Origin of the sequence: Rhizohabitans arisaemae (assembly GCF_025996515.1) — a bacterium.
GTDB lineage: Bacteria > Actinomycetota > Actinomycetes > Streptosporangiales > Streptosporangiaceae > Rhizohabitans > Rhizohabitans arisaemae.
This window is the reverse complement of sequence record NZ_BLRH01000034.1, coordinates 324,414-350,644: the sequence shown is the minus strand read 5'-3', so window position 1 is coordinate 350,644 and position 26,231 is coordinate 324,414. Positions and strand designations below refer to the sequence as shown.

General features: G+C 71.3%; 30 protein-coding genes and 3 pseudogenes. 15 read left to right on the top strand and 18 right to left on the bottom strand.

Annotated elements, in window-relative coordinates; translation table 11 throughout:
• Positions 1–519, bottom strand: coding sequence for a hypothetical protein (locus RUR_RS17050; RefSeq protein ID WP_283136052.1), 519 nt, complete (start codon positions 517–519; stop codon positions 1–3).
• 208 nt (positions 520–727) lie between these two features.
• Positions 728–973, bottom strand: a complete 246-nt coding sequence (locus RUR_RS17045) for a hypothetical protein (RefSeq protein ID WP_283136051.1) — start codon at positions 971–973, stop codon at positions 728–730.
• Positions 974–1,025: 52 nt separating this feature from the next.
• Here RUR_RS17045 and RUR_RS17040 point away from each other — a divergent pair, with 52 nt between their 5' ends.
• Complete coding sequence (locus RUR_RS17040) at positions 1,026–1,754, top strand: TetR/AcrR family transcriptional regulator (protein WP_283136050.1); 729 nt, start codon at positions 1,026–1,028, stop codon at positions 1,752–1,754.
• Between the two features lie 9 nt (positions 1,755–1,763).
• On the opposite strand, the gene gad is transcribed toward RUR_RS17040, so the two are convergent.
• Both gad and RUR_RS17030 read right to left on the bottom strand, forming a co-directional pair.
• Positions 1,764–3,176 carry a glutamate decarboxylase gene (gene gad / locus RUR_RS17035; RefSeq protein ID WP_283136049.1) on the bottom strand — a complete coding sequence of 471 codons (1,413 nt, stop codon included), beginning with the start codon at positions 3,174–3,176 and terminating at the stop codon, positions 1,764–1,766.
• A gap of 140 nt (positions 3,177–3,316) precedes the next feature.
• Entirely contained in the window at positions 3,317–4,465 is a 1,149-nt protein-coding gene (locus RUR_RS17030; protein ID WP_283136048.1) for an epoxide hydrolase family protein, read from the bottom strand.
• 62 nt (positions 4,466–4,527) lie between these two features.
• Here RUR_RS17030 and RUR_RS17025 point away from each other — a divergent pair, with 62 nt between their 5' ends.
• The 6 genes and pseudogenes from RUR_RS17025 (at position 4,528) to RUR_RS17000 (ending at position 7,059) form a co-directional block, all read left to right on the top strand.
• On the top strand, positions 4,528–5,535 hold the full coding sequence (locus RUR_RS17025; RefSeq protein ID WP_283136047.1) for a helix-turn-helix transcriptional regulator: 1,008 nt from the start codon (positions 4,528–4,530) through the stop codon (positions 5,533–5,535).
• A 243-nt stretch (positions 5,536–5,778) separates the two neighbouring features.
• The gene (locus RUR_RS17020; RefSeq protein WP_283136046.1) at positions 5,779–5,907 is read left to right on the top strand and encodes a hypothetical protein; all 129 of its coding nucleotides are present in this window, start codon (positions 5,779–5,781) and stop codon (positions 5,905–5,907) included.
• Between the two features lie 65 nt (positions 5,908–5,972).
• A pseudogene (locus tag RUR_RS17015) lies at positions 5,973–6,205 on the top strand (transposase); the annotation flags it as partial.
• A 21-nt stretch (positions 6,206–6,226) separates the two neighbouring features.
• Positions 6,227–6,385, top strand: a pseudogene (locus RUR_RS17010) (hypothetical protein); the annotation flags it as partial.
• Positions 6,386–6,503: 118 nt separating this feature from the next.
• Positions 6,504–6,575: pseudogene (locus RUR_RS17005) on the top strand (hypothetical protein); the annotation flags it as partial.
• Between the two features lie 181 nt (positions 6,576–6,756).
• A complete protein-coding gene (locus tag RUR_RS17000) occupies positions 6,757–7,059 on the top strand; it encodes a Tn3 family transposase (RefSeq protein ID WP_283136045.1) in 303 nt (100 codons plus the stop codon).
• Between the two features lie 50 nt (positions 7,060–7,109).
• On the opposite strand, the gene RUR_RS16995 is transcribed toward RUR_RS17000, so the two are convergent.
• Both RUR_RS16995 and RUR_RS16990 read right to left on the bottom strand, forming a co-directional pair.
• Entirely contained in the window at positions 7,110–7,274 is a 165-nt protein-coding gene (locus tag RUR_RS16995; protein ID WP_283136044.1) for a hypothetical protein, read from the bottom strand.
• Between the two features lie 112 nt (positions 7,275–7,386).
• Positions 7,387–8,376 carry a hypothetical protein gene (locus RUR_RS16990; RefSeq protein WP_283136043.1) on the bottom strand — a complete coding sequence of 330 codons (990 nt, stop codon included), beginning with the start codon at positions 8,374–8,376 and terminating at the stop codon, positions 7,387–7,389.
• Between the two features lie 81 nt (positions 8,377–8,457).
• Here RUR_RS16990 and RUR_RS16985 point away from each other — a divergent pair, with 81 nt between their 5' ends.
• The 3 genes from RUR_RS16985 to RUR_RS16975 are packed head-to-tail and all read left to right on the top strand — an operon-like array spanning position 8,458 to position 9,575.
• Positions 8,458–9,036, top strand: coding sequence for a TetR/AcrR family transcriptional regulator (locus RUR_RS16985; protein ID WP_283136042.1), 579 nt, complete (start codon positions 8,458–8,460; stop codon positions 9,034–9,036).
• 20 nt (positions 9,037–9,056) lie between these two features.
• On the top strand, positions 9,057–9,191 hold the full coding sequence (locus RUR_RS16980) for a hypothetical protein (RefSeq protein ID WP_283136041.1): 135 nt from the start codon (positions 9,057–9,059) through the stop codon (positions 9,189–9,191).
• 60 nt (positions 9,192–9,251) lie between these two features.
• Positions 9,252–9,575 carry a tyrosine-type recombinase/integrase gene (locus RUR_RS16975; protein WP_283136040.1) on the top strand — a complete coding sequence of 108 codons (324 nt, stop codon included), beginning with the start codon at positions 9,252–9,254 and terminating at the stop codon, positions 9,573–9,575.
• Positions 9,576–10,114: 539 nt separating this feature from the next.
• On the opposite strand, the gene RUR_RS16970 is transcribed toward RUR_RS16975, so the two are convergent.
• Together RUR_RS16970 and RUR_RS16965 are read right to left on the bottom strand one after the other, a co-directional pair.
• Entirely contained in the window at positions 10,115–10,843 is a 729-nt protein-coding gene (locus tag RUR_RS16970) for a GbsR/MarR family transcriptional regulator (RefSeq protein WP_283136039.1), read from the bottom strand.
• A 300-nt stretch (positions 10,844–11,143) separates the two neighbouring features.
• Positions 11,144–12,142, bottom strand: coding sequence for a helix-turn-helix transcriptional regulator (locus RUR_RS16965; protein WP_283136038.1), 999 nt, complete (start codon positions 12,140–12,142; stop codon positions 11,144–11,146).
• Between the two features lie 101 nt (positions 12,143–12,243).
• Here RUR_RS16965 and RUR_RS16960 point away from each other — a divergent pair, with 101 nt between their 5' ends.
• Positions 12,244–13,488, top strand: coding sequence for an FAD-dependent oxidoreductase (locus RUR_RS16960; RefSeq protein WP_283136037.1), 1,245 nt, complete (start codon positions 12,244–12,246; stop codon positions 13,486–13,488).
• 28 nt (positions 13,489–13,516) lie between these two features.
• Here the strand turns inward: RUR_RS16960 and RUR_RS16955 are convergent, their stop codons facing one another.
• The 4 genes from RUR_RS16955 to RUR_RS16940 form a co-directional block, all read right to left on the bottom strand.
• Positions 13,517–14,254: a VOC family protein gene (locus RUR_RS16955; RefSeq protein ID WP_283136036.1), complete on the bottom strand. Its 738-nt coding sequence runs from the start codon at positions 14,252–14,254 to the stop codon at positions 13,517–13,519.
• A gap of 505 nt (positions 14,255–14,759) precedes the next feature.
• A complete protein-coding gene (locus RUR_RS16950) occupies positions 14,760–15,293 on the bottom strand; it encodes a TIGR03086 family metal-binding protein (protein WP_283136035.1) in 534 nt (177 codons plus the stop codon).
• 174 nt (positions 15,294–15,467) lie between these two features.
• Positions 15,468–16,658: an SWIM zinc finger family protein gene (locus RUR_RS16945; RefSeq protein WP_283136034.1), complete on the bottom strand. Its 1,191-nt coding sequence runs from the start codon at positions 16,656–16,658 to the stop codon at positions 15,468–15,470.
• Complete coding sequence (locus RUR_RS16940) at positions 16,655–19,447, bottom strand: DEAD/DEAH box helicase (RefSeq protein WP_283136033.1); 2,793 nt, start codon at positions 19,445–19,447, stop codon at positions 16,655–16,657. The genes RUR_RS16945 and RUR_RS16940 overlap by 4 nt, the downstream gene beginning before the upstream one ends.
• An 88-nt stretch (positions 19,448–19,535) precedes the next feature.
• On the opposite strand from RUR_RS16940, the gene RUR_RS16935 reads away from it, so the two are divergent.
• Together RUR_RS16935 and RUR_RS16930 are read left to right on the top strand one after the other, a co-directional pair.
• Positions 19,536–19,682, top strand: coding sequence for a hypothetical protein (locus RUR_RS16935; RefSeq protein ID WP_283136032.1), 147 nt, complete (start codon positions 19,536–19,538; stop codon positions 19,680–19,682).
• A gap of 95 nt (positions 19,683–19,777) precedes the next feature.
• Positions 19,778–19,951 (top strand): hypothetical protein, encoded by a 174-nt coding sequence (locus tag RUR_RS16930; RefSeq protein WP_283136031.1) that lies wholly within the window; start codon positions 19,778–19,780, stop codon positions 19,949–19,951.
• Between the two features lie 113 nt (positions 19,952–20,064).
• On the opposite strand, the gene RUR_RS16925 is transcribed toward RUR_RS16930, so the two are convergent.
• Complete coding sequence (locus RUR_RS16925; protein ID WP_283136030.1) at positions 20,065–20,805, bottom strand: ABC transporter permease; 741 nt, start codon at positions 20,803–20,805, stop codon at positions 20,065–20,067.
• Positions 20,806–21,090: 285 nt separating this feature from the next.
• On the opposite strand from RUR_RS16925, the gene RUR_RS16920 reads away from it, so the two are divergent.
• On the top strand, positions 21,091–21,423 hold the full coding sequence (locus tag RUR_RS16920) for a hypothetical protein (RefSeq protein ID WP_283136029.1): 333 nt from the start codon (positions 21,091–21,093) through the stop codon (positions 21,421–21,423).
• On the top strand, positions 21,420–21,914 hold the full coding sequence (locus RUR_RS16915) for a septum formation family protein (protein WP_283136028.1): 495 nt from the start codon (positions 21,420–21,422) through the stop codon (positions 21,912–21,914). Before RUR_RS16920 ends, RUR_RS16915 begins: the two co-directional genes overlap by 4 nt.
• 181 nt (positions 21,915–22,095) lie before the next feature.
• Here the strand turns inward: RUR_RS16915 and RUR_RS16910 are convergent, their stop codons facing one another.
• The 5 genes from RUR_RS16910 to RUR_RS16890 form a co-directional block, all read right to left on the bottom strand.
• On the bottom strand, positions 22,096–22,524 hold the full coding sequence (locus tag RUR_RS16910) for a helix-turn-helix domain-containing protein (protein WP_283136027.1): 429 nt from the start codon (positions 22,522–22,524) through the stop codon (positions 22,096–22,098).
• A gap of 82 nt (positions 22,525–22,606) precedes the next feature.
• The gene (locus RUR_RS16905; protein WP_283136026.1) at positions 22,607–23,293 is read right to left on the bottom strand and encodes a siderophore-interacting protein; all 687 of its coding nucleotides are present in this window, start codon (positions 23,291–23,293) and stop codon (positions 22,607–22,609) included.
• Positions 23,290–24,045, bottom strand: a complete 756-nt coding sequence (locus RUR_RS16900) for an MBL fold metallo-hydrolase (protein WP_283136025.1) — start codon at positions 24,043–24,045, stop codon at positions 23,290–23,292. Before RUR_RS16900 ends, RUR_RS16905 begins: the two co-directional genes overlap by 4 nt.
• A gap of 391 nt (positions 24,046–24,436) precedes the next feature.
• A complete protein-coding gene (locus tag RUR_RS16895) occupies positions 24,437–25,537 on the bottom strand; it encodes a sensor histidine kinase (protein WP_283136024.1) in 1,101 nt (366 codons plus the stop codon).
• The gene (locus tag RUR_RS16890) at positions 25,534–26,196 is read right to left on the bottom strand and encodes a response regulator transcription factor (protein ID WP_283136023.1); all 663 of its coding nucleotides are present in this window, start codon (positions 26,194–26,196) and stop codon (positions 25,534–25,536) included. The genes RUR_RS16895 and RUR_RS16890 overlap by 4 nt, the downstream gene beginning before the upstream one ends.
• Positions 26,197–26,231 lie beyond the last annotated feature (35 nt).

Here is a 26,231-nt window from a genome sequence, read left to right as displayed (position 1 = left end):
TCAGGCTAGCTCAGGCACCGAACGAAGACCGCCTGCGCCGTCGCCGTCGTCGGCGTTGCCGTTGTTGTTCACCTCGTAGGTCACCATGGCCTGCTTGCAGTACCTGCAGTTTGGCGAGGTGCATTTGATGTAGTTCAGTGCATTCTTCAGGTTCTTTTGGCCGACAGCCGCGAGGATGCACATCTCGGCGTGATTGCTGATGGGGCCGTCCCGGGTGAACTTTATGGCGAAGTAGATGATGCGGCCGTCATGGATTGCATCTGCGCCGATGTACCGGGCCTGCGGATCGCTCCAGCGCTCCGACCCCTCGGCGAACACGTCGCGACGGCGCAGCGCATGATGCAGGTGCATGAGCGCGCACAGCACGAACGCGGCCTTATCGATCTGCCCATCGGGCAGATCGGTGTTGCGGAAGATCAACGGCCGCCACGACCCGGTGATCAACCCGTCGTGGGCGGCGATGTCGGCCGGACCGTAGTGGCGGCGGGACTTGGCCATCGCGGCCACCGCGTGCACCATCGCCAGCACCGCCGTGCCGGCCTCGACCGCCCCGGAAGGGGATCGTGGCCGGCAGCGGCTCGATGAAACCCTGCACGGTGCGGTAGCGCTTGACCAGCTCGGCCCGCCATTCGGCGGCCGCGTCCTCATCGCTGACCGGCACCACCGCCGCGACCGCCTCCACCGCAGCCGTCAGCTTCTCCCGCGGCACGACCTCCTCGATCGCCTTTCACACCTCGACCAGCGGCACCAGCCGCTCCTCGGTGGTTTCCGGAACGCCCATCAGCACCTCCATCGCCGAGGCCATCGTCCGCGCCGCCTTGCGCAGCTTCGGGAAACCGAAACGAAGATCAAGTTTCTGGCGCCGATTTCTGCACTCAGCCTCTTCGAGTGCCAATATGGGCAAAACCGGCGAGGATGCGTACGCCGTCCTCTCGATGCATACAGTGTTCGCATCAAGATTGAGTGTACGCAACTGCGTACAATGTTCGCGAGGTGCGCTAGGCTGGGGCGGGAAAGGAGGCGCCATGCCAGCCGACAACCAGCCCGTCCCCTCGGTCTGGGCCCGCCGACCCCGGCGGCGGGAACAGCCGGCCCTGAGCCGGGATCGCATCGTCGCCGAGGCCGTCCGGCTCCTGGACGAGGAGGGTCTGGAAGCCCTCAGCATGCGCAGCCTCGGCACCCGGCTGAACGCCGGGGCCACCTCGCTGTACCGGCACGTCGCCGGCAAGGACGAGCTGATCGAGCTGGTCGTGGACGAGGTCTACGGCGAGATGCGGGTGCCCGACCCCGGAGACCCGGCCGCCTGGCGCAAGGCGGCCGCGGACTGCGCGCACAGCCTGCGCGCGATGGTCCTGCGCCACCCCTGGGTCGCCTCCGTGCTCGGCCAGGCCGGGCTCGCCTCACTCGGGCCGAACCTGACCCGCCAGTCCGAGCGCATGCTCGCCCTGTTCCAGTCGGCGGGCTTCACCCTGGACGAAGCCGACCAGGCCATGAACACCCTCATCGCCTACGTCGTCGGGATGGGCGTCAGCGAGGCGGCCTACCTGTCCGTGCTCGCCCGCAGCGGCCAGAGCGAACAGGAGCTGCTGGCCGGCCTGCGGCCCGCCGCCGAGCAGGCCGTCCAGGACCATCCCCGGCTGCGGGAGGGATACCGGGCCCGCTGGGACCGCGACCCCGGGCAGGTCCGCGAGGAGAACTTCACCTACGGCCTCGAGCGCTTCCTCGACGGCTTCCAGACCAGGCTCGCCCGCTGACCCTCCTTCTCACCGGTGCGGCGGTGCGACGGCCGGGTGTCCGTTGTGGCTGAAGGAACCGGCTTCCTCGAAGGTCAGGACGGCCGGATGGTGGGTGAGGTGTTCGAGGCTGCGCTGGATGTCCTCCAGGAGCATCTCGGCGGTGTCGAAGCTGAACCCGTGCCGGACGAGCGCCCGCTGCACGACCACGTCCTGACGGTTCTCGGCGAGCGGGTAGGCGGGGACGAGCCAGCCGCGGGTGCGGAGCCGGTCGGCGAGCGCGTACAGGTTGAAGTTCTGCTCGGAGCGCAGCCGCCAGCAGACGGCCGCGATCCCCTGGTCGGGTCGGCCGCCGTGGATCACGTCGAAGAGGCCGAAGGAGGCGATGCCCTGGGCGAGGTGGGCGGCGGCGTCGTAGAGCGCCGACTGGACGCCGCGGTAGCCGTCCCGGCCCAGGCGGATGAAGTCGTAGTACTGCGCGATGACCTGCCCGCCGGGGCGGGAGAAGTTCAGGTTGAACGTCGGCATCGTCCCGCCGAGGTAGCTCACGTTGAAGACCAGCTCCTCGGGCAGGTCGGCCGCCTCACGCCAGATCGCCCAGCCGACGCCGATGGGGGCGAGCCCGGACTTGTGCCCGGAGGCGTTGACGGACTTCACCCGGCCGACCCGGAAGTCCCACTCCAGCTCCGGCGCGGTGAACGGGGCGAGGAACCCGCCGCTGGCCGCGTCCACGTGCAGGGGGATGTCCAGGCCGCGCTCCTGCTCCAGCAGGTCCAAGACCTCCCCCATCGTCGCGACGTCCTCGTACAGGCCCGTGTAGGTCTGGCCGAAGTTCGCCACCACCATGATGGTGTTCTCGTCGCAGTGCGGGGCGATCTCCCCGGGGGTCATCACATACCGGTCGTCCTCCAGCGGGATCCGCCGCATCTCCACGTCGAAGTAGCGGGCGAACTTCTCCCAGCACACCTGGACGGGCCCGCAGACGAAGTTGGGCCGGTCCGCCGGCCGGCCGGCCCGCCGCATCCGTTCCCGCCAGCGGAACTTGGCGGCGAGCCCGCAGAGCATCGCGGCCTCGCTGGAGCCGGTGGTCGAGGTGCCGACGGTCGTCTCCGGCGACGGCGCGTGCCACAGTTCCGCCAGCATCCGGACGCACCGGGCCTCCATCTCGCTGGTCTGGGGGTATTCGTCCTTGTCCACGATGTTCTTCACCAGCGCCTCGTCCATGATGCTGCGGGCCTCGGGGGTGACCCAGGTCGTGCAGAAGGTGGCCAGGTTCATCCGGGCCACGCCGTCCAGCAGCATCTCGTCCCGGACCAGCGCGTACGCCGTGCCGGACCCCATCCCGACCTCGGGGAAGCCCGCGCTGGGCGCCGCGGCGCGCATGGCCGCGGTGGCGTAGACGTCGTCGGGCTGCTGCCCCTGCGGACGCGGCGTTTCTCCCACCGGAACCTCCGGTCACAATAGGCATCTATGTTGCTACATATTGTTACCATAGGGTGGATGTCGGGGTTTGCCGGGGTGGTCCGGCGGCAGCGCCGGACCCGGCACAGGACGACCGCCTGTGCCGGGTCGGGTTCGCCGGCCTAGAAGAAGCGGAGAGCGCCGAAGAAGGCCCGGAGATCGCCCGCGACGGTCCCGGGGGCCTCCATCGCGGCGAAGTGACCGGCCTCGGGGAACTCGCTCCAGTGCACGATGCTGCTGTTGTCGCGCTCGGCGAACACCCGCAGGCTCTGGAAGTCCGAGGCGAAGACCGCGACGCCGGTCGGGGCGGAGTTCACGGCGGGCTTGGCCTCGGCGCGGGCCTGCTCGTAGTAGTACCGGCTCGCCGTCGCCTGGGTGTTGGTGAACCAGTAGAGCGAGACCTGGGTCAGGATCTGGTCGCGGGTGACCAGGCCGGTGCCGTTGCCGAAGGAGTTGAACAGCTCGCTGTAGGCCAGCTGGCCCACCGGCGAGTCGGCGATCGCGGCGGCGACGGTCTGCGGCCGGGAGGCGTTCATCGTGTTGTAGCCGCCGACCGACTGGAACCACCGCATGTGCTCCAGCGCCGCGTACTCCTTCGGCCCGAACCCCTCGAACTCCGACGGGTCGCCCGAGGGGAACGAGAACAGCTGCAGGACGTGCAGCCCGAGGAATCCGTCCGGGTTCCACAGCCCGAACTCCCGAGCGATCATGGCTCCCATGTCGCTGCCGTGCACCCCGTAGGAGTCGTAGCCGAGGCGCCGCATCAGGGCGTCCAGGGTGCGGGCGACCTTCTCGTAGGTCCACCCGGCCCCTTCCAGGGGGGTGCTGAAGCCGAACCCGGGGATCGAGGGGATGACGACGGAGAAGGCTTCCTCGGCGCGGCCCCCGTGGGCGACCGGGTCGGTGAGCGGGGCGATCATGTCGAGGTAGTCGGCGAACGAGCCCGGGTAGGTGTGCAGCAGCAGAAGCGGCGTCGCGTCCTTCTCTGCCGACGGCACGTGGACGAAGTGGATCGTCTGGCCGTCGATCTCGGTGAGGTGGTGCGGGAACCCGTTCATGCGCGCCTCCTGCGCACGCCAGTCGAACGACTCGCGCCAGTACTCGACGGTTTCCCGCAGATACCCGTTCGGGGTGCCGAGCGACCAGTCGTCCGCCGCCGACGGGCGGGGCAGCCGGGTGTGGGCGAGACGCCGCCGGAGGTCGTCGATCTCGGCCTCGGAGATCTCAATGCGGAAGGGGCGAATCTCGGCGGTGTTCTGCGTCTTCGTCATGAAACCCAAGGTAGGAGTCATATAGGAAGACTTGATTCCGCTATTCGGGCCATACTCCAACCATGTTGGAAACTTCCTCCCGGCTGCTCGCGCTTCTGTCCCTGCTGCAGTCCCGGCCGGACTGGCCGGGCCGGGAACTGGCCGAACGGCTCGGAGTGAGCACCCGTACGATCCGCAACGACATCGAGCGGCTGCGCGAACTCGGCTATCCGGTCGAGGCGGGACGCGGCCCCACCGGCGCCTACCGGCTCGGTCCCGGCGCGAAGCTGCCGCCGCTGCTGCTGGACGACGAGGAGGCCGTCGCCGTGGCGGTCGGCCTGCGGGCGGGTACGGGCGTCAGCGGCATCGCCGACAGCAGCGCGCGGGCCCTGGCCAAGCTGGAGCAGGTGCTGCCGCACCGGCTGCGCCGCCAGGTCACCGCCCTGTACGGCTCCACCTCCAAGGCGCCGGAGAACCTCGACACCAACGTCGACGACCCCGAGGTGGACACCACGAGCCTCACCGCGATCGCCTCGGCGATCCGCGACCGCCACCTCCTGCGGTTCGACTACTTCGTTCCCGCCGACGCGCACTCCGCGCAGGACGGTACGCCTTCGGCGCCGACCGGCCGCAAACTCGTCGAGCCCTACCGGCTGGTCAACTGGCGGCGCCGCTGGTACCTCGTCGGACGCGACCCGCAGGACGCCTCGTGGGCCGCCTACCGCGTCGACTGGGTGACCCTGCTCGGCCCGACCGGTCGCCTTTTCACGTCCACCCCCCTGCCCGACGAGGACTACACGGCCTGCGTCCTGCGGGACGTCGCCGCGACCGGCTGGAAGGTCCACGCCCGGATCACGGTCCTCGCCCCCGCCGCCGAGGTCCTGGCCCGCATCAACGCCGCCGTGGGCGTCGTCGAACCCCTCGACGACCGGACCTGCGTCCTGGTCACCGGCGGCGACAGCCTCGAGACCGTCGCCGTCTACATCGGCATGCTCGGCCTCGACTTCCGGGTCACCGCACCCCCCGCCCTCATCACCCACCTCCGCACCCTCGGCACCCGCTACCTCCACGCCGTCCCCCCACCCGACTGACCGTGTCCCTGATGTCGCCTGTCCGATGCCGCTGCGACCGATGGAGCATCAGGTCGAGCGAGTCGGTGGCAGGAGCGGGGTGCCTCGTTCCGCCGGAGAGGCCGGACCGGACAAAGCCCCCAGGTCCCAGGTCGGCCGCCGGTGATCGGCCTCAGAAAGAAATTCGAAGGGCATGGCCCAGGAACGTAGGCCCCGCAACCTGGCCAAATAGGCGCTGCTCTCCTGGGTCGGCGTCTCCGCAACATGGCGTACGAGAATGGCTGGTGGCAGGCGCTGGCGATGGTGTCCATCACCCCAACGGCGCTGTGGGGCCCGATATTGCTCGCCCTGGCCTACTCCTACCACCTGCGCCGCCGCCCCGCCCGCGGTTGATGGGTCCCAACAGAATGATCTTTATTGTGCTTTGATCTCTCGCTGTAGCCGAGAGAGGAGCACGGGTGGCCAAGCCGAAGCCGTGGGAGGTCAGTGACGAGCTGTGGGCGGTGATGAGCCGCTGTTGCCCCAGCGTCAGCGGCGTTTCCGCCATCCAGGGCGCAAGCGGCTGGATGACCGGCTGGCCTTGCAGGGCATCTTGTTCGTGCTGCATACCGGCATCGCTTGGGAGCACCTGCCGCAGGAGCTGGGTTACGGCTCGGGCATGACCTGCTGGCGGCGCCTGGCCGAGTGGAACCCGAACACCGGGATCAAGGCCGTGGCGGTCGGCGCCCACGGCCACACCGAGAACAAACCGCGCTACGTGCGGCGCCGGTATCTGTCGGCGGAGGCCGCCCGCGCCATCGCCGTCCAGATCGCGAACGCCACCTTCGCCGGCCGCAGCGCCGAGCTGTGGGGCCAGGGCTCGACCGCGGTCGCCTCCGACTCCACGCACGTGCGCGCCTACGGCCAGAATCTGTTCACTGAGCGTTCCCCTGGGGTCGCCGGCCATCCATTCCCAGCTGATCAACTGCACCGCCTCCAAGGTCACCGCGATGATCGAGGGCGCGATGCGGCACGGCACCACGATGGATGTCGAGGCCAACCACACGGACTCGCATGACCAGTCGGAAATCGGGTTCGGCATCACGAGGCTGCTGAACTTCGACCTGCTGCCCGCGTATCAAGCGGATGAACAAGGTGAAGCAGTACCGGCCGGTGGCCGGCGAGCCGGACGCCTACCCGCAGCTGACCCCGGCGCTGACCCGTCCGATCCGCTGAGAACTCATCGCCCAGCGGGACGACCAGATGATCAGGTACGCCACCGCGATCCGGACCCGTACCGCGTCCACCGAGGCGATCTTGCGACGCTTCACCCGCAACGCCTCCCATCCCACCTACGCAGCAATGCTGGAGGTCAGCCGCGGCGGATCGGTCGCGGTCAACCACGGATGGTCGCGAGGGGCGCACGTCCGCAAGGACGGTCTGTGGACCGTCGACGAACTCGCCGATCAGCCGAAGGACCTACCGATGGACGACCCCTTCAACAAGCTCTCCGACGCCCTCGGCGGGCCCTCGGTCACACCGGGCACACCTAGCTCCAACAGATGATCAACGCCCTCCTCGATCGCTCCGGCCCCCGCAACGCCAGCTCGTGAGGATCACGAGCTGCTGAGTCGCCCGGACCATGGCGACATGGCGGTCGACCACCCTTCGATGCACTTGCCGCACGCTTCGGGGGCGATGAGGACGACCAGGACGAACTGCTGGCCGACGCCCGGAGCGCGCGCCGCCGCATCATCGCCGTGGCCCTCGACGGCCTCCACCGCACACCCCAAACCGACCTACCGGGTGAACCTCCCGCCACCGACCTCCTGGAAGCTCGCCGGAGCGAAACCTGACCACTCGAACTCCACAGCCCGTTCTGCCGTTCTCCGGCTAGAGCCGCAGCGTGCCGAGCTCCGCCATGCGCTCGACCGCGTAGGCCGGGTCGACCAGCGCCTCGGGCGTGTACAGGCCCGGCGCCACCGGTTGGCCGCGCAGGCCGAGCAGTCGCTCAACTCCCAGAGCGATACCGAGCGCGGTCAGCGGACGCTGACCTTCAGGATGCACCAGCCATTGGCTCCTGCTGAGCGGCGCGCCCGCCGCCGCACTTCCCTCCAACTCGATGCGGACCTCGGTCGAAGGCGCCGCGCCGCGCCGCCTACTGGCCGATTCCCCGACCGCGAAATCGAAGCGGACATTCGGCGCGCCCGTCGCGAGCGCGAGACTCGGCACGTCCAGGGTGGCGATCGTCTGGCCGGGCAGCACGACCCCGTCCACGCTGGGCACCTCCACCTGCGCATCGGCGCCGGCCACCCAGATGAACTCGCCGTCACGGCGCACCAGTCCCGCCGAGGTGACATCCATCAGCCGCTCTAGATCAGCGTTGGCCGCAGGCCCGCCGCCATCGTGTTCGTCCAGCACCGCCGTCACCCGGGCCGTGTCGACCCGCTTGAACTCCCGGGCCGACTCCATCGCGGCCAGCACGACGAGCCCGGCCAGGTAGTGGCTGGCCACCAGGATCGGTGCGGCCGCCGCCCGCTGGGCGCCCGCGACGACCTCCGGCGCGATGTCCACCAAACCGTTGGAGATGCTCAGGTACGGCACGCCGCGATCCTGCGCGAAGCGCAACCCGTTGAGGTGCGAATCACGCACGGCGGCGACCACCGCCGCATAGCCGTGCCCCTCCGAGAGCCCGAGATCGCCACGCCGCAGGTCGAAGGTGAGGGCCGTGGCGTTGCCCAGTTCGTCGGCGACCCGCCGGGCACGGTCGAGATCGCGAGCGGCGATGGTTAGCGGCAGCGCCGGATACCAGCGCCGCAGGAGCACGGCCGTGCCCCTGCCCGCCTGTCCCGACCCACCCATGATCAGCACTGACTTGCCCATGTATGACCCCTTCCCATTAAGCTACATTTTGTAGCCTACCTTTTGTAGCTTAAGCTGGAGCCCACACGCAAGGGGAGGACCATGGCCAGCCCATCGACCCGCCTGTCCAAGGCGGCCAGACGCGAGCAACTGCTCGACGCCGCCACCTCGATCGTGCGCACCCGGGGCGCCGACGACCTCACCCTGCCTACCCTCGCCGAAGCCGCCCAGGTCAGCCGACCAATCGTCTACGACCACTTCGCCACCCGCCACGGCCTGCTGCTCGCCCTCTACCTGCGCCTGGATGACCAGTACCGGACCAGGCTGGCCCAGGCCCTGCAGGACGCCGATCCCACCGCGCCCGAGATCGCCCGCGTCATGAGCGAGGCATACTTCACGTGCGCCACCGACATGCCGGAACTCACCGCCGTCTCCGCCGCCCTCAAGGGAAGCCCAGCCCTGGAGGCAACCCAGCACGACCTGCTCGACCACTACACGAACCTGATGGCCACCGCCCTGCGACCCCACTCCCGCCTCACCGCCGAAGCCCTCCGGCTGCGCTGCTTCGGCACCCTCGGCGCCGCAGAGGCCATCGCCGCCGAAATCAACCGCGGCCGAGCCACCACCGACGACGCCGTCGCCGCCCTGACCAATCTCATCCTCAGCACTCTCAGCCACTGACGGCACGCCGTACATCGGGCATGACGCAGCCGCACCGCTCAGGTCCCACGTCCGGCCCTACCGAGATCCTCGCGCTCAATGTCGAAGACCTCGACCTGGACGGCCACCGCGCCCCCATCCGCTCCAAAGGCGGAGCCAAGGAGTGGGTGTACTAGGACGCAGGCACCGCCCACCTGCTGCCTCGTCTGCTCCGGCTCCCGGATGGCAGCACGCGCATGCACGGTCCGTTGTTCCTGTCCGAACGGCGTCCTGTTCCGGCCCGCCGCCCGGCCGATGGCGACATCTGCCCGCACACCGGCCGCGCCCGGCTCGGCTACGACCGCGCCCGCGTCCTGCTGGATACCTACGCCGGCCTCGATCTGCACCAGCTGCGCCACAGCGCCGCCACCCACCTCGGCGACGCCGAAGTCCCGCTGCAGCTCATCATGGGCAAGACCCGACACAAGAACCCCCGCACCGCCATGCGCTACGTCAAACCCGGCCCCGAAGCCATCGCCAAGGTCACTGAGGTGCTCGCACCCCGCCGCCGTACCCACTGATCATGACCGGCGGCTGGTTGGAGCTGTAGGAGGTCCGGGACATCACGTCACGGATCACTAACAGGCGAAGAAGCCCCAGGTCGCTACCGCTAATTCCTGCACGCAGCCTCCTCGAAGGCCGATCCGCAAGCGTCTCCACGCGTCCAGCGCTGTGCTGTGCCCGCTGCTTACCGGCGCCCCTCGTTCGAAGGTGGTGCGGACTTCTCAGCACATACGCTGGCCTGCTTCCTTCGCCGCCGCTATGCGCCGGGTACGGCTTTCAGCAGGACTGACATCTTGGGGTCGGGTCACCCGCCGGCGACGTCGATCGAGCGGTTCGGTGTGATCACCCGCTGTCGTCGGTGGCAGCCCAGACCTTCACGTTCGCCTGGACGTAGTTCTCGTCGAGAACCTCCAATTTGAGTAGGGCGATTCGGTTCTCGGACGTACGCAGACAGACGAACCTTCCTCGCTTCACTTCATATCGCGAAAAACCCTAAAACCCTGGGAGCGCCGGCATACCGCACTGTTCTCCAGCCCCTGCCGAGAGCAGCGCGAGATCATGACTGGTGCTCGGCGTTCCGATCGGCCTGGCCCTGCTGCCACTGCTCCATGACCTGCCCGAGGGCCGCGCTCACCAGGAGCAGGAACTCGGCGGCGACGCCGAAACGGGCGCCGGCCGGGGTCGCGGACCCGAGGGTCTCCGCCGCGCGCCGCGATGCGGCGGCCAGGGTGTCGTTCATGTGCAGGGCCGCAAGGGTGGACCGGACCCAGAGCCCGTCGTCGACGACATAGCGTTCGCGGCGCCCGCCGGGAACCCGTTCCCGCGTGATCAATCCCTGCTGTTCGAGGAAGGCGACGTTCTGCGAGATCGACGCGGGGCTGACGCGAAGCCGCTGGACCAGGTCGGCGGCGGTCAGGGTGCCGGAGTCGGTGACGTACAGGCAGGCCAGCACCCTGGCCGCCATCCGGGTCATCCCCTGCTCCTCCAGGAGCGTGGCGAAGGATTCCGTGAGGTCCTGGACCGCCTGGGGGTCGCGCCCGTGGCTGCTGTCGCCGACCGGCGGCACCGGAGACTTGGCCTGCCTGCGCCGGCGCGCCCGCCGCTCGGTGGCCTCCTGCGCCCGCTGCGCCCCGTAGCCGTCGGGGCCGCCGTTGCGGGTGACCTCCCGCATGACGGTCGAGGCGGGCCGCCCGAGACGCCGGCCGATCTCGGCGAACCCGAGCCCCTCGGTCAGCCCCGCGGCGATACGCCGGCGGTCCTCGTCGGTGAGTCTGTCTCCGGGCATCGGTACTCGTCTCCCATCCGCCGGCATGCGCGGGCCCGGCGCCCGAACCCTCGCCGCACAGTATGCATTCACTCGAAGCCCATTGCAATGTGATCTTAACTGCCCATTGTATTCAGTGTCACATTAATTGCAATGCAGGATCAATCGTGCCTATCCAGTTGGACACTTATCCCTCCTTGCATGTTGACCAAGCTATGAATGCAATATGCTGACATAGATGTTCAGCGATGCATGAACACCTGCCGCGGTAGGTGAGTGGACGATCCGGGACCCCGCCGCCGGTACCGCGCGACACGCACTTCAGTCGCCCGTGGCCACGGCGCGCCACCTCCGCGAGAGACGAAGGCAGGCCTCCCTCAGCTCGCGGGGCGCCACCTGGTCCAGGCCGGCGTCGAAGGTGGCGAGGATACCCGCCACGCCCGCCCAGGACCACGCTCCGATCGTGAGGCGGCAGTGATCGGGGCCGAGATGCTCGACCACCGACCCGCCGGGCGCCCAGCGTGCCACCGTCTCCGCCGAGAGGTTCAGGCGCGCGCCTCCGGTGCACTCCCACGTGTCGAGGACGTCCCCGCGGTCGTGGCTGGTCATCACGAAAAGCGCGACGTCCCCGCCGGGCAGGTCCCGGGGAAGGACGGGGACGCCGGTGGGCGGGTGCAGGCGGAGGCGGTCGAGCCGGTGCACCCGCCAGGTGCCGTCGCCGAGGTCGTAGCCGACGAGGTACCACCGTCCGGCCCAGATCACCAGATGGTGGGGTTCGACCCGGCGGGCTGGCGAGAAGTCGTCGTCGCCCGGGACCGGGCGGGTGCCGTCGGCCCTGAGCGTGTCGGCGATGAGGACCTGCCGGTGGCGCACCGCGCTCCCGGCGGCCTTGAGCGTCTCGGCGGCGATGGGCGGTGCGGGGAACTCCCAGTAGTTCCGCAGTCTGGTCAGGCGCAGCGACTCCATGGCCGCCCGGAGCCGTGCGGGCATGACGCGCGTGAGGGTTTCCAGTGCGCGGCCGGCGTCCTCGCCGAACCCGAAGACGGTGCTGGGCGCGGTCTGCAGGGCGACCGCGACCGCCAGCGCCTGCTCGTCGTCGAACGACAGCGGCGGCAGGGTGTGCCCGGAGCTCAGCCGGTACCCGCCGCCGGGGCCGTGGACGGTGGTGACAGGGTAGTCCAGCGCGCGCAGGGTCTCGATGTCACGGCGGACGGTGCGCTCGCCGACCTCCAGCCGCGAGGCGAGTTCGCCCAGCGACCAGCATCGGGGTGTCATGAGCAGCGACAGCAACCGCAGCGCGCGTCGTGAGGTGTCGGCCACACGGCCATCATCGCGCACATAGTGGCCATTCGATGTCCGGCACTGGTGGCACCATCCCCGGCGAAACCTTGTCGAACCAACGAAAGGACGGCGTGCACAGAATGCGCATCATCGTCGCCGGGGGCGGGATCGGAGGCTTGGCGCTGGCCGCGGGGCTGCGCCGGCACGGATTCGACGTGGCGGTCTTCGAACGTGACACCGACGTCACCGCAACCGGGGGTTACCACATCACCCTCGACGGGCGGGCCCAGGCGGCCCTGCGCCGGCTCGTCCCGCCGGAGACCGTCGAACGGCTGCTGGCCTCGTCCTCGGCGTTGCGGTTCCGCGACCCGGACGCGCTCTGGGACCGGCGCGGACGTCTCCTGGGCTACGGGCCGAGCCTGGCCGGCAGCCCTAGCGTGGACATCGACCGCATCACGTTGCGGACGCTGCTGGCCGACGCGGTCGGCGACGATCTGCGTCTGGGCCGGACCGTTACCGGCATCGGGCGCACCGAGAACGGCACACCGCAGGTCGTACTGGCCGACGGGAGCTCCCGGCAGTGCGATCTGCTGGTGGGCGCGGACGGCACACACTCGCTGGTCGCCCGGCACCTGGCCGGGGGCCCCACCAGCAAACCCGCGGGGATCATCGGTTTCTCCGGCAGGACGGTGGCCGAGGACCTGAGCCCGCCGGAACGGCGGCGGCTCGGACCACGATCGGGAATGGCGATCGCCCCTCGGGGCGCATCCCTGTACATCGGCTTCCTCGACCCCGTCGGCAACGCCGTACTCGATCTCCCCGACCGGCGTGCCGCGATCACCGGCGGCCCCACCTACATCTGGGGCGCGATGTTCCCCGAATCCGCCGAAACCGACTCGATGCGCGGGCTGCGCGGCGACGGACTGCGGGACGCGCTGCTGGCCAGGTTCCGCCGCCAGGGGTGGGCCGAACGCTCGCTCGAGGTCATCGCCAAGGCCGATCCGGGCAGCGTCGCCGCGTACCGGTTCAACGCCGCCTCGACACGGGCGCAGGACCTCGCGCCCTGGCCCGCCGGTCGCGTCACCGCCCTCGGAGACGCCGTCCACGCCACCCCGCCGACCGCCGGGATGGGGGCCGGCGCCGCGATCTGCGACGCCGCCGACCTGCTTGAGCACCTGCGCGAGGTCGCGGACGGCACCAGCACCCTCGTCGTGGCGGTCAGCCGGTTCGAGGCCGCCATGCGGGTACGCGGCGGCGAGATCCTGACACTGGCCATGAGAACCGTCCGTCTGATCCTGGCCACGGACACCCCGCTGGGCGCGGCCGTCACCACCGCGGCGACCCCGGTGGCCGCGGCGGTCAGCCGGATCAGACGCCGCCGCTGACCCCGGCCGTTCCCCGAGCGGCTCCGCGTCAGCGCGGGGTGAGGACGCAGAACTCGTTGCCCTCGGGGTCGGCCAGGACCGTCCACGGCACGTCGCCCTGGCCGAGGTCGACGTCGACGGCGCCGAGGGTCCGCAGCCGGGCCACCTCCGCCGCCTGGTCGTCGCCGGGGTACGGGCGGACGTCGAGATGGACGCGGTTCTTCACGGTCTTGGCGCCGGGTGTGCGGATGAACTCCAGATACGGGCCGACGCCTTTGGCGGAGCGCAGCGCCGCAAGATCGTCGGTTACCTCGCGCAGGGCCCAGTCCGTCGCCTCGCCCCAGAATCGGGCCATGGCCCGCGGATCGACGCAGTCGACCACGACGGCGGCGATCGGCCCGGTATCCCGGTAGACCTCCCGAGGCTCCAGCACGCAGAACTCGTTGCCCTCCGGGTCGGCCAGGACCGTCCACGGGACGTCGCCCTGGCCCACGTCGGCGGGCGTCGCACCGAGATCCTTCAGGCGCGCGACCATCTCCTCCTGATGCCCGGCGGAGGTGGTGGCGAGGTCGACGTGCACGCGGTTCTTCACCGTCTTGGGTTCCGGGACGGCAAGGATGTCGATGCAGACGGCGACGGGGTCGGGATAGGTGAAGCCCTCGGGTTCGAGGTTGGTCACGCCGGGCCCCTCACTGGAAACACTCCAGCCGAGCGCCTCCGCCCAGAACCGGCCGAGGGCGGAGTCGTCCCGCGCGTTCATCGCAATCTGAACAAGCCGCGTCGCCATGCCGCCGAGCCTACGCCCCGAACCGATCGGAAACAGCCGAGGTGCTCCGCGCTCGTCGGCTCAACCGGCGGCACGGGGCAGGCCGGGGCCTTGGGCGGGTGGGCGGCACCCGGCCTCACACGCCACGGCGGGTACGGGCCGGCGCAGCCCGTACCCGCCGATCGTGTGGTCACACGGCGAAGGGCGGCTCAGTCGAGTTCGGCGGAGAGCTGGGCGGCGAACTCAGCCGGACGATTGAGGTAGCCGGCGTGGTGGCCGGGGTAGTCGACCACCTCGGTGTCCAGGAGTTCGGCCAGGACGACATTCGGCCGGTACGGGAAGTGCTCCCGGGAGTCGCGTCCCCCTGCCAGGATCAGCCGGTCGTCGGCTTTCCGCCGTATCGGGGAAATCCCTGATCTTCACCCCGCGCTCTCCAGGGTCCGGCCCGGGGGACGTTCGGCTACGGCAGGAGCCCGGTGTGCCGAGGGCCACGCCGGGGCGAGCGCGGCCCGGGTCCGGTGCGTCGTCAGGGCTTCCAGGCCGGGTCGCGTCCGCTGAGCGCCAGGGCGCGCTCGAACGCCGAAGCATCGTCCGACACGGCGACCTCCTCGCCGAAGATCCCCATCTGCCGCCCCTGGGGGGCCATCCGGTCGGCGAAGGCGGCCATCGTCTCCGCGGTCTCGGCGTCCACCTCGTAGTCCTGCCCGATACTCCTGGCCAGGTCCCAGCCGTGGATCACCACGTCGCTCAGACCCATGTGGAACACGACGGTCATGGGCAACCCCATGTCGGGGCTGCTTCCCTCGAACGCCTCCGGATTCGACCAGGCGGCGAGCATCCCGGCGGCCCTGCTCTCGAAGGCGGTGTGGTCGGAGTCCTTGGCCGGCGCCTCCTCCTTGCGCGCCAGCGCGTCGAACGTCGCCGCCGCCCGGGACATGTGGCCGAGCAGAGCGCGCACATCGTAGTCGGCACAGGGGGTGGGCAGACCGAGCTGGTCGTCGCGGACCTCGCGGACCACGGCCGAGGTGCGCGTGATGGCGCGTGACAGCATTTCGTGCATCGAATCTCCTCAGCGTGGAGACCCCCGCCTTCGGGCAGGAAGGCGAGGAGGAAAGACGCGGCGTGGTGCCGCACATTCGGATCGAACATACATGCGAAACCTAGCCGGTCGCACGTAGATCGTGAAGGGCGAAGCGTGAAACGGGTACCACCGGGCACGGGCCGTGCGGCGCGCCTACCCGGGGGAGGTGTCCGGGAGGTGGGTGAGGGCGACGGCGGGGTCGGCGCTCGGGGGGCCTGCGGGCCACCACTCGCCGTCCTCCCGCCGGGTGTAGGGGTGCCACAGGCCGTCCCTGCCCAGGCGGAGCTGGGCTCCCCGGACTGTGAAGGTCCAGTGGTTCCGGTCGGGGACCGGCGGCGCGGCGACCCCGGACTCCTCCGCGGCGGCGGCCAGGGCGGCACCGGCCCGGGTCAGGTCGGCGCGGGTGGGGTTCCAGGCGGCTTCCAGGGTTTTCAACCCGGCCGCACCGCCGAACCGCCACGCCTGCGCCGCCCGGTCCAGTTTCTCCCCGGCGGCGGCGCGGAGCCGCGCCCGGAGCGGCGGGTCGTCGTGGACGGCGGCCAGCCGGACGGTGTCCGGCCACAGGGCCAGGTCGTGGGAGGGTGCGGCCCCGGTGAGCAGCTCCCGGGCGCGCAGCGCGGCGTCGGCGACGAGCACCCGCAGGATGCCGGGGTCGAGCCCGGGGGTGGGGGGCGGCTCGGGCGGCGGCGCCGACACCGGCTCGGGAGGGTCCGGCAGCGGCGGGGTGCCCAGGGCGTAGGCGTCGCGGGCGGGTGTCCCGCCGCGGGTGACGGGCGCGTCCCGCCGGTGCAGCGCGTCCAGGAGCTCCCGCTCGCCCCGGCCGCGCAGGAGCAGGAGCAGGAACGGGTCCTCGTCCAGGAGCCAGGCGGCCTGGTAGCACAGGGCGGCCGCGTGCTTGCACGGGTGACCCCAGTCGGGGCACTCGCACTCGGGTTCCAGGTCGCCGATGCCGGGCAGCAGCTGCACCCCCGCGTCGGCGGCGGCCGTCACCAGGCGGTGCGGCATCTCCCCCTCCAGCAGGGCCGCGATGTGCCCGGCCTCCATCGCCACCTGGTCCAGGAACCGCCGCCACCCCTGCTCGCCGAGCACCTCCACGCGGACGATCGTGTGGTACGGGGTGTCGGCCCGGGCGTCGTGCACGGGAGCGGAGATCCGGCCCGGGCTGACGGTGATCGACCCGACGTGGCCGGTGGTCGCGTACCGGCGGCCCTGATGCAGCAGGGTCTGGTCCAAGGAGGTGTCCTCCAGCGCCTTGATCCAGGCGGTGCCCCACCAGGATCCGGCGCGCCGGGTCGGGCGCCGGCCGGGCGGGAACGGGGGGAATCCGCGGGCGGTCTCGGTCACGGGGCGCTCCTCAGTTCGACCAGCTCGGCCAGTTCGGCGTCGGAGAGTTCGGTGAGCGCGGCCTCCCCGCCGGCCAGCACGGCGTCCGACAGGGCCCGCTTGGCCGCCAGCATCGTCGCGATCCGGTCCTCCAGGGTTCCCTCGGCGATCAGCCGGTGCACCTGGACGGGCTTGGTCTGCCCGATCCGGTACGCGCGGTCGGTGGCCTGCTCCTCCACCGCGGGGTTCCACCACCGGTCGAAGTGGATCACGTGGTCGGCCCGGGTGAGGTTGAGACCGGTCCCGGCGGCCTTCAGCGACAGCAGGAAGACCGGCTCCCGGCCGTCCTGGAACAGCCGGACCATCTCCTCCCGTTTGGGTACGGGCGTGCCGCCGTGCAGCAGCTGGGCGGACACCCCCCGCTCGTCGAGGTGCCGCTGGATGAGCCGGGCCATCGCCACGTACTGGGTGAAGACCAGGACCGCGCCGTCCTCGGCGAGGATCACCTCCAGCAGCTCGTCGAGCAGCTCCAGCTTGCCCGAACGCCCGGCGAGCCGCGGCCGGTCCTCCTTCAGGTACTGCGCGGGGTGGTTGCAGATCTGTTTGAGCGAGGTCAGCAGCTTCATGATCAGACCGCGCCGGGCCATCCCGCCGCCCAGCCTGATCCCCTCCATGGTCTCGCGCACGGTCGCCTCGTACAGGACGGCCTGTTCCCGGGTGAGCGACACCGGCCGGTCGGTCTCGGTCTTGGGCGGCAGCTCGGGGGCGATGCCGGGGTCGGATTTGCGGCGGCGCAGCAGGAACGGCCCGATGAGGCGGGCCAGGCGTTCGACGGCGGCCGGGTCCCGCCCGGCCTCCACGGGCCCCGCCCAGCGGGTCTTGAACGCGTCCAGGGTGCCGAGCAGCCCGGGGGTGGTCCAGTCCAGGATCGACCACAGCTCCGACAGGTTGTTCTCCACCGGGGTCCCGGTCAGCGCGATCCGCGCGGCGGCCGGGATGGTCCGCAGCGCCTTGGCCGTACCCGACAGCGGGTTCTTCACGTGCTGGGCCTCGTCGGCGACGAGCAGCCCCCACCCGTGGTCGGCGAGCGTCGCCGCGTCGATTCGCATCGTGCCGTACGTGGTCAGGGTGAAACCCTCCTCGGCCCCGTCCAGGCTGCGCCCGGATCCGTGGAACCGTCGTACGGGGACGCCCGGGGCGAACCGGTGGATCTCCCGCTCCCAGTTGCCGAGCAGGGAGGCCGGGCACACGACCAGGGTCGGACCGGCCTGACGGTGCAGGTGTAGGGCGATGAGGGTGATCGTCTTGCCGAGTCCCATGTCGTCGGCGAGGCAGCCGCCGAGCCCGAGGGAGGTCATCCGGTCCAGCCAGCGCAGCCCGCGCAGCTGGTAGTCGCGGAGCGCGGCGGCGAGCCCGGCGGGCGCGGCGATCGGTTCCCGCCCGCCGTCGGGGTCGCGGATCCGCTCGCGCAGTGCCCGCAGCCAGGGGCTGGAGGCGACCTCGACCCGTTCGCCGTCGATCTCGGCCGATCCGGTGAGCGCGGCGCCGAGCGCCTGCACGGGGGCGAGCGGTTTCAGCGCCCGTTCCCGAGCCTTCCTGGCGACGTCGGGCGGGAGCAGCATCCACCGGTCGCGCAGGCGGACCAGCGGGCGGTGCGCCTCGGCGAGGGCGTCCATCTCGGCCGGGGTGAGCGGTTCGTCCCCGAGGGCGAGCTGCCAGTCGAAGGTGAGCGCGTGGTCGCCGCCGAAGAAGGAGGGCCGGTCGGCGAAGGCGTCGTCGGGGTCGCCGACCGCGACCCGCGCGGTCAGCCGGTGCACCAGTTCCCGCGGCCAGTGCAGCTCGACCCCGGCGGCGTCCAGCCGGGCGGCGGCCGGGCCGAGCAGCTCCCGTACCTCGGCGTCGTCGAGCTCCAGCGCGCCGGGGACCGCCTGGCCGAGCAGCCGCTCCAGCGGCGCCCACACCCGGGCGGCGCCGCGCAGGGCCAGCGTGGCCTCGACGACGGCCCGCGGACCGAATCCGGGGGCCGCGCCGTCCCAGAGCCGGTCGGCGTCGGCGACGAGCGAGGGGTCGGCGAGGCTGTGCACCTGGAGTACGGCCTGGAAGGCGGCGTCGGCGAGGTCGTCCCCGTCGGTTTCCAGGCGCAGCGAGATCCGCACGCCGGAGTCCAGGCTTTCGCTGATCTCCCGGGCCCAGGTCCAGGACGGCGGCACCCGCTGCGGTTTCACCGCGGCGAAGACCGGCCCGCCCGCCGCCCGGGCCGCGGCGGCCGTACGGGGCATGCCGTCGGCGACGGCGTCCAGGTAGCCGCGGATCAGCTCGCGGGCGCCGGGCAGCTCCGGCGGGGCGGTGCCGGGCAGGGGGACGGCCCGGGCTTCCGCGGGCATCGCCTCGGCCAGTTCGCGGACGCGTTCGACGTCGGCGGGGTCCAGCGGCCCGAGCCGCCAGGCGTCGTATCCGCCGGGCGACACCCCGGGCAGGAGCCGTCCCCGGGCGACCAGCTGCAGCGCGACCAGGGTGGCGGCGCCCCAGAACGCGGATGCGGGGTGAGCGGAGGCGTCGCGCCGGGCCCGGGTGAGCAGGGGCACCGCGTCGGCGACACTCAGGCGGACCGCCGGTACCGTGGCTGTCTCGATCGACCCGTTCCGCGGCACGGCCACGGTCAGTTCCCCCGGTTCCCCCATACCGGCCGGGAGGTCGCCTCCGGCGGGATCGAAGAAGGCGATCCGTCCGGTCCGGGGCGGGTCTCCCGGCTCGTAGACCGCGGCGTACCGCACCAGTTCCTCCGCCGTTTCCTGCGGCACCCGCGTCATCGGCCCCTCATTTCCCGTCGATCGCCCCCGTTCAACGGCGGAACCCGCGCGATGATTCCCCAGATCGCCGTACAAAGTACGGAGATTTTTGGCGCCGCCCGGGACCCGGCCCGAACGGATCTTGCGGATCAGGTACGGGCTGCGCCCGAAAGCCGTGGCGCTGCTTCAACGGCGTGCACCCAAGTCCGCCGCGCAGCTCTGGACCGGCACGCCCGCCGACGTACCCCCGTTCTGAATCGTGTGCCAGACCGGCCGCACGGCGGCCCTGCGGCGCAGAGGCCAAGCGCCGGTGGCGTGAGGCGCCGGGCGGGGTCAGAGCAGACCGGCCTCGTGTGCCAGGATCACCGCCTGCACCGCCTGCTCGCGCTCCAGCCGTTCGGCGCGCTCGCCCCTCCCCCGTCGGCCTCCCCGCTCGACCCGTGGTGGGCTCTGGTTTACTACGCGGCGTTCGCGCCGGCCATCCTCGGGATCGCCGTGGTGACGGTGAAACGGCGAGCCGCCTGACACCGGCCCGGGATCCGGGGAAACCCAAGCCCCCGTCCGGTACGGCCTGCGGCGGCCCGGGCGCCGAGGTGGAGCTGGGCCCGGCTGAGCCCGTACCGGATCCGGTCGTCTGCTCAGGTGAAGAGGCCGCGGGCGACCAGCTCGGTCGTGGCCAGGGTCGCCACCGCCTCGGCGGCCAGGAGTGCCACCAGCACCACGAGCTGCACCACGCCCGCTTCGAACGGGCTCGCTCCCCCGAGCAGCATCCCCACGAAGGCGCCGGGAAGGGTGACCAGCCCGACGGTTCTGGTCTGGTCCAGTGCGGGCACCAGCGCCTGGCTCGCCGCCGGGCGGCAGATCTCCAGCGCCGCCTCCCGGGGTCGAAATCCCAGCGCCAGCGCCGCCTCCACCTCGCCGCGGCGCTGGACCAGCTCGTCCACGGCGCGCCGTCCCGCCAGCGCGGTCGCGGTCATACAGCCGCCCAGCAGGATGCCCGCGACGGGGATCACCACGATCCCGTCCAGGGAGACCACCCCGCCGGCCACCAGGACGGCCAGCACCGGCACGGTGCCCGCCGCGATGGGCACCGCCGCCCACCACACGCCCGCACCGCGGGTGATGCGCCGACCGGCGGTGAAGGCCGCCACGCCGTACATGAGCAGCACGAACCCCGCAACAGCGGTGCCGTACGCCACCACCCAGGCGATCAGCGCGGAGACCGCCCCCAGCTGGACGGCCGCCCGCAGGGAGGCGGTCAGCACGGCCGTGCCGTGGCCAAGCCGGCCCAGCCAGGCCACGGCGGCGCCCATCGCGACGAGCAGCAGCAGAATCGCCGGTAGAAGCGGGGTGAGGGTGATCAATGACGAGGAGCTCACACGCAGGCATTGTGCCACCGGCTTCACTAGGGTGACCTAAGTCACCCTCCGGGCAGAGCGGATGTTCCGGACATGGCCGCCGAAGACCGGGAGGCCGGAAAGGTCCAGCTCTCCGCAATGTTGCCTCCCGTCGCCGCGCCGAGGCGATCCCCCGTCCTCCACCGGAAGAAGGATGTTGATCTCCTCCACTCGGAGGATCTTGACAACCGCGCGGTCCGATAGCGTCATCTCGCTGGTGATGATCACAAACTAGGTGATCATCTTCCATTTGCTAGAGGAGGACCGATGGGTTTCCTTAAGCGCTTGACGGTCACGGGACTGACTGCTGCGGTCGCCGCCAGTCTGGTCACGGTCTCGGTGACGCCCGCACACGCCGACAAGCGGTGCGGCGCAAGCGGCAAGATCGCTATCAACGATGGTGAGGGCGGCGAGCCTACGAGCAGGGCCTGGGGCCACGAGCACCTCACCGGTGATCACTACATCAAGCGCACCGAGAACTTCGCGCACTTCAAGCGATACCACTGGTGGGCCGACAACGACAGCAAGCTGCTGCCCGGCCGCGACAAGCCGGACACGTCCTACGGGTCGATCGACTGCCCGCTGAACTCCATTCCATGATTTCGTCCTCTGGGCCCGCCACGATCGGTGGCGGGCCCAGTGGCCTGCCACGGCTGCTCGCCGGCCTGGCGCTGACCGGACTGCTGGGCGTGGGCTGCGCCGCGGCGCCGGCCACGCAGGAGGCCGCGGCTCCGGCCGGAGCCCGCGTGGTCAAGTTTCGCGAGATCCCCGACGGCTCGTGCATCGACACCGAGCGGATCCCCAGCCGTGACGGCACGGTTCCGCTCGTGGACTGCGCGGGGAAGCACAAGTACAAGACGTACGCGGCCACCGACCTGCCCGCGGACATCCGGGACGGGCCCTTCCCCGGGTACGAGACGATGAGCAAGTTCGCCGGGGACTTCTGCGACAAGGAGTACCTGAAGATCTACGACGGTGTGCCCGGCAAGGACGGCAGGCCGGTCCAGTTTGTCATGGCACCGTTTGAGCAGATCCAGTGGCGGCCTGAGGAGAAGCGCGTAATCTGCGCGACCACCGTCCACATCGACTGAACGACGGGGTGAGGGGCCTCCTCACCCCGTCGGCGTGTCAGGCGGCCGGAGACGAGCCTGCGGGCGGCGCGACCAGGGTCGGCCGACCGGTGCCCCGCTAGGCCGCATCCGCCGCCGTCCGCGCACCCCGTCGGCGGACGCCGACCCGGCCCGACGTCGACACCCCGTTCACCGCCGTCGCTCAGGGCGTGCCCGGCAGACCGCCTTCCGGTGGTGTTCCGCCGCCCCGGCCCGCGAGGGGGATCCGCGCCTCGATCTGCTCCCGCGCGTGGGGACACTCATCGAAGCCGAGCGGGCACTCCAGCGCGTGCAGGATGAGGTCCCGCGCCGCCTGCGCCTGGGCGATGCGCCGTTCCAGCACCTCGACGTGCTCCCTGAGCAGGTCCGCGTGCCGCATCGGGTCAGGCGAGGTGAGCACCTGGGAGAGCATCCGCAGCCCGAGGCCGGCCTCCTTGCCCATCAGGATCATCGCCACCCGCCGCATGTCCGCCGCGCCGTACCGGCGCTGACCGCCGCCGTCCCTGGCCGGGACGAGCAGCCCGACGCTCTCCCAGTGGCGCAGCACGTGCGTGGGCAGCCCGAACACGTCGGCCACTTCGCCGATACCCATGGTTGCCTTCATGCGCACATTAACGGGCTCGGCGGCGAGATACGCAAACCCGATCCCGTGGAGGTCGCACAGGCCGGTCATCTCAGTCCATCCCGCGTCGTCCCGGCGCCCAGAACGGCTTGACCACGACGTCGCGACGCGACCAGCCGCGTTCGCGGACCAGATGGTCCCGGACCGCCTGGCAGGTACGGGCTTCGCCGGCGAGGTAGGCGACACCGGGTTCGGCGGGCAGGTTCAGCGCGCGCACGGCGTCCACGAGCTCGCCCGGACGGTAGGTCCAGGTGAGGTGGCCGGTCCGTGCCGGGGGCAGGCGGTCGGCGGGCCCGTCGGCCACGACGGCGCCGTACGCGGCGGCCGAGGGCGGCAGCGCGCGGTGCAGCGCCCCGAAGGCGACGGCCGCGGTCTCGTCCCCGGCGAACAGGTGGTACGGCGCGTCCGCGCGCAGCACGAGCCTGCCCTCCGGGGCGGTGAAGGCGGCCGGGTCGCCGGGTCGCACGCGCCGCGCCCACAGGGCGCCGGGTCCGGCGGCCGGGTGGTCGAGGATACAGAGATCAAGGTAGCCGTCGGGCGAGTGGTCCCAGATCGTGTAGGTGCGCAGCAGTCCGCGCACCCACGAGCGGGGCGAGCGCGGGTCGCCGACCAGCAGGCGGATGTGCGTGCCGGGTACCCAGGTGAGGTCGCGCAACCGGGGACCGGCGATGCGGACACGGCGCATCCGCGCGGTGATGGGCTCGATCTCGTCCACGACGCCGTTCAGGAAGAGCCTCATTGCGTGAACTTCCAGCGCTCACCCGTGGGCAGGTCCACCACCCGCAGGTCGGGCCCGGCCAGCGCCACCGCGTCCGACGCGGTGCCCGTCGTGCGGAACAGGCGCGACAGCGGGTCGTGCCCGTGGGCGTCGTGCACCGGGACCAGCACCTTGGCGCCCAGGACGGAGGACCCGGCGACGGCCTGGCGCGGACCCATCACCAGGCGGGGCCCGAGCAGCGGGCGCAGCCCGTTGACGGGCAACAGGGCCAGGTCCACCGGCGGATGCTCGGCCCGGTATCGCTCCAGCGGCTCCACGTCGTCCATCTCGCCGCCGAAGAAGACCCGGTCCCCGCCCGCCGTGGTGAACGCGTAGGCGTTGTTGGGCCAGACCGCGGTCCGCCCGGAGGGCACAACGAACATGGACAGGCCGGGCGCGATCTCCCGGGTCTGCCCCCAGTTCACGGCTTCGACCCGCCGGAACCCCTGTGCGCGAACCCTGCGGGCCATATTCGGGGCGGGCACGTACACCGGTGTCGTGTCCTTGGCGGGCAGGGTGCGCATCCCGGGCAGGTCGAAGTGGTTGGTGGCCACGTTGGTGATGACGACGGCGGTCAGCGGGGGCAGGTCGGCGACGTGCAGGCCCAGTGGTTCCCCGCGGCGCAGCCACCACCGTTCGATGAACCAGGGGTCGGTGAGGATGGCGTGGCCGTCCAGTTCCAGCAGCACACAGGAGTTGACGATCCGGGTGACGGTGATCGGTTGCTTGCTCATGCCGACACCGTGCCGGTTCATGTACACCTGAAGTCAAGCGAGGCCCGGCTCATCGCGCTTGCGCCCCGGGACGCGCCCGATCGGCTGGGCGACCATGGTGCGGGCTACGGCACGGCGACGGCGCGCAGGAGCGCTTCGGCGAAGAACGCGCAGGTCTCCTCCGTGTCGGGCACATCGAGGCCTGATGCGCGGCGGCAAACTGTAGATCTTCTCTCGCCCCGGCGGCCAGGCCGGCGCACCATGCCGCCGACAGGGCCGTCTTGTGCGCGTGGGTATCGGTCCTTGAGCGGCAACCGATCGGTCGGTAGGTGCAAGCGAGCCGGTACACGCTGCGTTTCCGCCGGCCGGTGCCCCGATGCGGGTGTCGGCGTCGCGCAGTCGTTCCCTGACGTTAGGCAAGTCCGTGTGCGAACCCTACGGTGACGGACAGGCCGCCTTCGGGACGCGCGTCGACGGTGAGGGTGGCCTGGTGAGCTTGGGCGACGGCGTTGACGATGGCGAGGCCGAGGCCGTAGCCGTCGCGGCCGTGACGTTCGGGCGCCAGTGTCCGGAAGGGCTGCAGGAGTCGCCGGACCTGGTCGCCGGGGATGACCGGCCCGCTGTTGACGACTGTAAGGGCCACGTGCGGGCCGGAGGTCTCCGTGGTGATCTTTACGTGCCCGTCCGCGTGGTTGTGGCGGATGGCGTTGTCGACGAGGTTGGCGACGAGGCTTTCGATCAACCTCGGGTCCCCGGTCGTCACTGCGGGCGTCAGGTGTTCGGCGAGGTCGACGCCTTGTTCCCGTGCCTGGTCGCGGCGGGAGGTGAGCACTCCTTCGACGACGTGGGCGAGGTCGAGGGCGTCCCGGCGGGTGACGCCGCGTTCGCCGGAGGCCAGGTCGAGCAGTGCTTGGACGAGCCGCTCCTGGTGTTCGCCCAGCGCGAGGGCCTCCTGGCAGACCGAGCGCAGGGTGCCGGTGTCGGCGTCGGGGTCGGCGAGCGCGACTTCCAGCAGGGTACGCAGGCCGGCCAGCGGGGTGCGCAGTTCGTGGGAGGCGTTGGCGACGAAACGGCGCTGGGCGTCGAAGGACGCCTGCAGGCGGGCGAACAGGTCGTCGAGGGTGTGGCCGAGTTCGGTCAGCTCGTCCGTGGGCTCGCCGAGGTCGAGGCGCCGGTGCAGGTCGCCGGCGGAGATGCTCCGGGCGGTGGCGGCGATGGCGCGCAGCGGCCGCAGGAACCGGCCGGCGACGAACCAGCCGAGAGCCAGGGCGACGGGAATCAGAAGGACCAGGGCGACGGCAGAGCCGACGAGGAGTTGGGGCAGGCTGATCCCGGGCCCGGTTTCAGTGATCGCGCTCGCTGAGGGCCGGCCCTTGGGTATGGCCGCGTCGATGCCGGCCAGCGGGACGGCGACGAGTACGACCACGAAGACCCCGGCGGCGTAGATGCCCGCCGCGTAGGCGAGCGCGAGCCGCGTCTGCAGGGACCTTCCGGCGAACTTTCGGGAGATCATGCCGGTCCCATGCGGTAGCCGCCTTCGCGGACGGTCTCGATCACGGGCGGGTCGCCGAGCTTGGCCCGCAGGCGGTGCACGGTGTGCTTGACGGCGCTGCTGAAGGGGTCGGCGGCCTCGTCCCAGACGCGCTCCAGCAGTTCCTCGGCGGAGACGACCAGGCCGGGTACGGCGAGCAGACATTCGAGCAGGGCGAACTCCCTGGGGCTCAGGTCAAGGCGCCGGCCGGCTCGGAACGCGGTACGGCGCGCCGGATCGAGGGTGACGTCCCCGCAGGCCAGGGTGGGCGGCAGCGGCGGGGTGGCGCGGCGGGCCAGGGCACGGACGCGGGCGACCAGTTCGGCGAACGCGAACGGCTTGGGCAGGTAGTCGTCGGCGCCGAGGCTCAGCCCGTCGACGCGGTCCTCGATCGTGCCGGAGGCGGTGAGCATCAGGACGCGGGTCTCACAGCGGCCGTGGGCGAGCCGCCGGCAGATCTCGTCCCCGTGGACGCCGGGCAGGTCGCGGTCGAGGATCACCACGTCGTAGCGGGTGGCGGCCAGGCGTTCGAGGGCGGCGGTCCCGTCCAGGACGACGTCGACGGCCATGCCCTCGCGGCGCAGCCCGGTTCCGAGGGAGCGGGCGAGGACCTCGAAGTCCTCGGCGACGAGGACCCTCACCGCCGCTCGCCGCCGGTCGTCGTGTGGGAGGGGCG

Coding starts and splice junctions, on each gene's coding strand:
- RUR_RS17050 (WP_283136052.1), bottom strand. CDS start 519: ATGGTGCACGCGGTGGCCGCGATGGCCAAGTCCCGCCGCCACTACGGT.
- RUR_RS17040 (WP_283136050.1), top strand. CDS start 1,026: ATGCCAGCCGACAACCAGCCCGTCCCCTCGGTCTGGGCCCGCCGACCC.
- RUR_RS17030 (WP_283136048.1), bottom strand. CDS start 4,465: ATGACGAAGACGCAGAACACCGCCGAGATTCGCCCCTTCCGCATTGAG.
- RUR_RS17025 (WP_283136047.1), top strand. CDS start 4,528: ATGTTGGAAACTTCCTCCCGGCTGCTCGCGCTTCTGTCCCTGCTGCAG.
- RUR_RS17020 (WP_283136046.1), top strand. CDS start 5,779: ATGGCGTACGAGAATGGCTGGTGGCAGGCGCTGGCGATGGTGTCCATC.
- RUR_RS17000 (WP_283136045.1), top strand. CDS start 6,757: ATGATCAGGTACGCCACCGCGATCCGGACCCGTACCGCGTCCACCGAG.
- RUR_RS16990 (WP_283136043.1), bottom strand. CDS start 8,376: ATGGGCAAGTCAGTGCTGATCATGGGTGGGTCGGGACAGGCGGGCAGG.
- RUR_RS16985 (WP_283136042.1), top strand. CDS start 8,458: ATGGCCAGCCCATCGACCCGCCTGTCCAAGGCGGCCAGACGCGAGCAA.
- RUR_RS16980 (WP_283136041.1), top strand. CDS start 9,057: ATGACGCAGCCGCACCGCTCAGGTCCCACGTCCGGCCCTACCGAGATC.
- RUR_RS16975 (WP_283136040.1), top strand. CDS start 9,252: ATGCACGGTCCGTTGTTCCTGTCCGAACGGCGTCCTGTTCCGGCCCGC.
- RUR_RS16970 (WP_283136039.1), bottom strand. CDS start 10,843: ATGCCCGGAGACAGACTCACCGACGAGGACCGCCGGCGTATCGCCGCG.
- RUR_RS16960 (WP_283136037.1), top strand. CDS start 12,244: ATGCGCATCATCGTCGCCGGGGGCGGGATCGGAGGCTTGGCGCTGGCC.
- RUR_RS16955 (WP_283136036.1), bottom strand. CDS start 14,254: ATGGCGACGCGGCTTGTTCAGATTGCGATGAACGCGCGGGACGACTCC.
- RUR_RS16950 (WP_283136035.1), bottom strand. CDS start 15,293: ATGCACGAAATGCTGTCACGCGCCATCACGCGCACCTCGGCCGTGGTC.
- RUR_RS16940 (WP_283136033.1), bottom strand. CDS start 19,447: ATGACGCGGGTGCCGCAGGAAACGGCGGAGGAACTGGTGCGGTACGCC.
- RUR_RS16920 (WP_283136029.1), top strand. CDS start 21,091: ATGGGTTTCCTTAAGCGCTTGACGGTCACGGGACTGACTGCTGCGGTC.
- RUR_RS16915 (WP_283136028.1), top strand. CDS start 21,420: ATGATTTCGTCCTCTGGGCCCGCCACGATCGGTGGCGGGCCCAGTGGC.
- RUR_RS16910 (WP_283136027.1), bottom strand. CDS start 22,524: ATGGGTATCGGCGAAGTGGCCGACGTGTTCGGGCTGCCCACGCACGTG.
- RUR_RS16905 (WP_283136026.1), bottom strand. CDS start 23,293: ATGAGGCTCTTCCTGAACGGCGTCGTGGACGAGATCGAGCCCATCACC.
- RUR_RS16900 (WP_283136025.1), bottom strand. CDS start 24,045: ATGAGCAAGCAACCGATCACCGTCACCCGGATCGTCAACTCCTGTGTG.
- RUR_RS16895 (WP_283136024.1), bottom strand. CDS start 25,537: ATGATCTCCCGAAAGTTCGCCGGAAGGTCCCTGCAGACGCGGCTCGCG.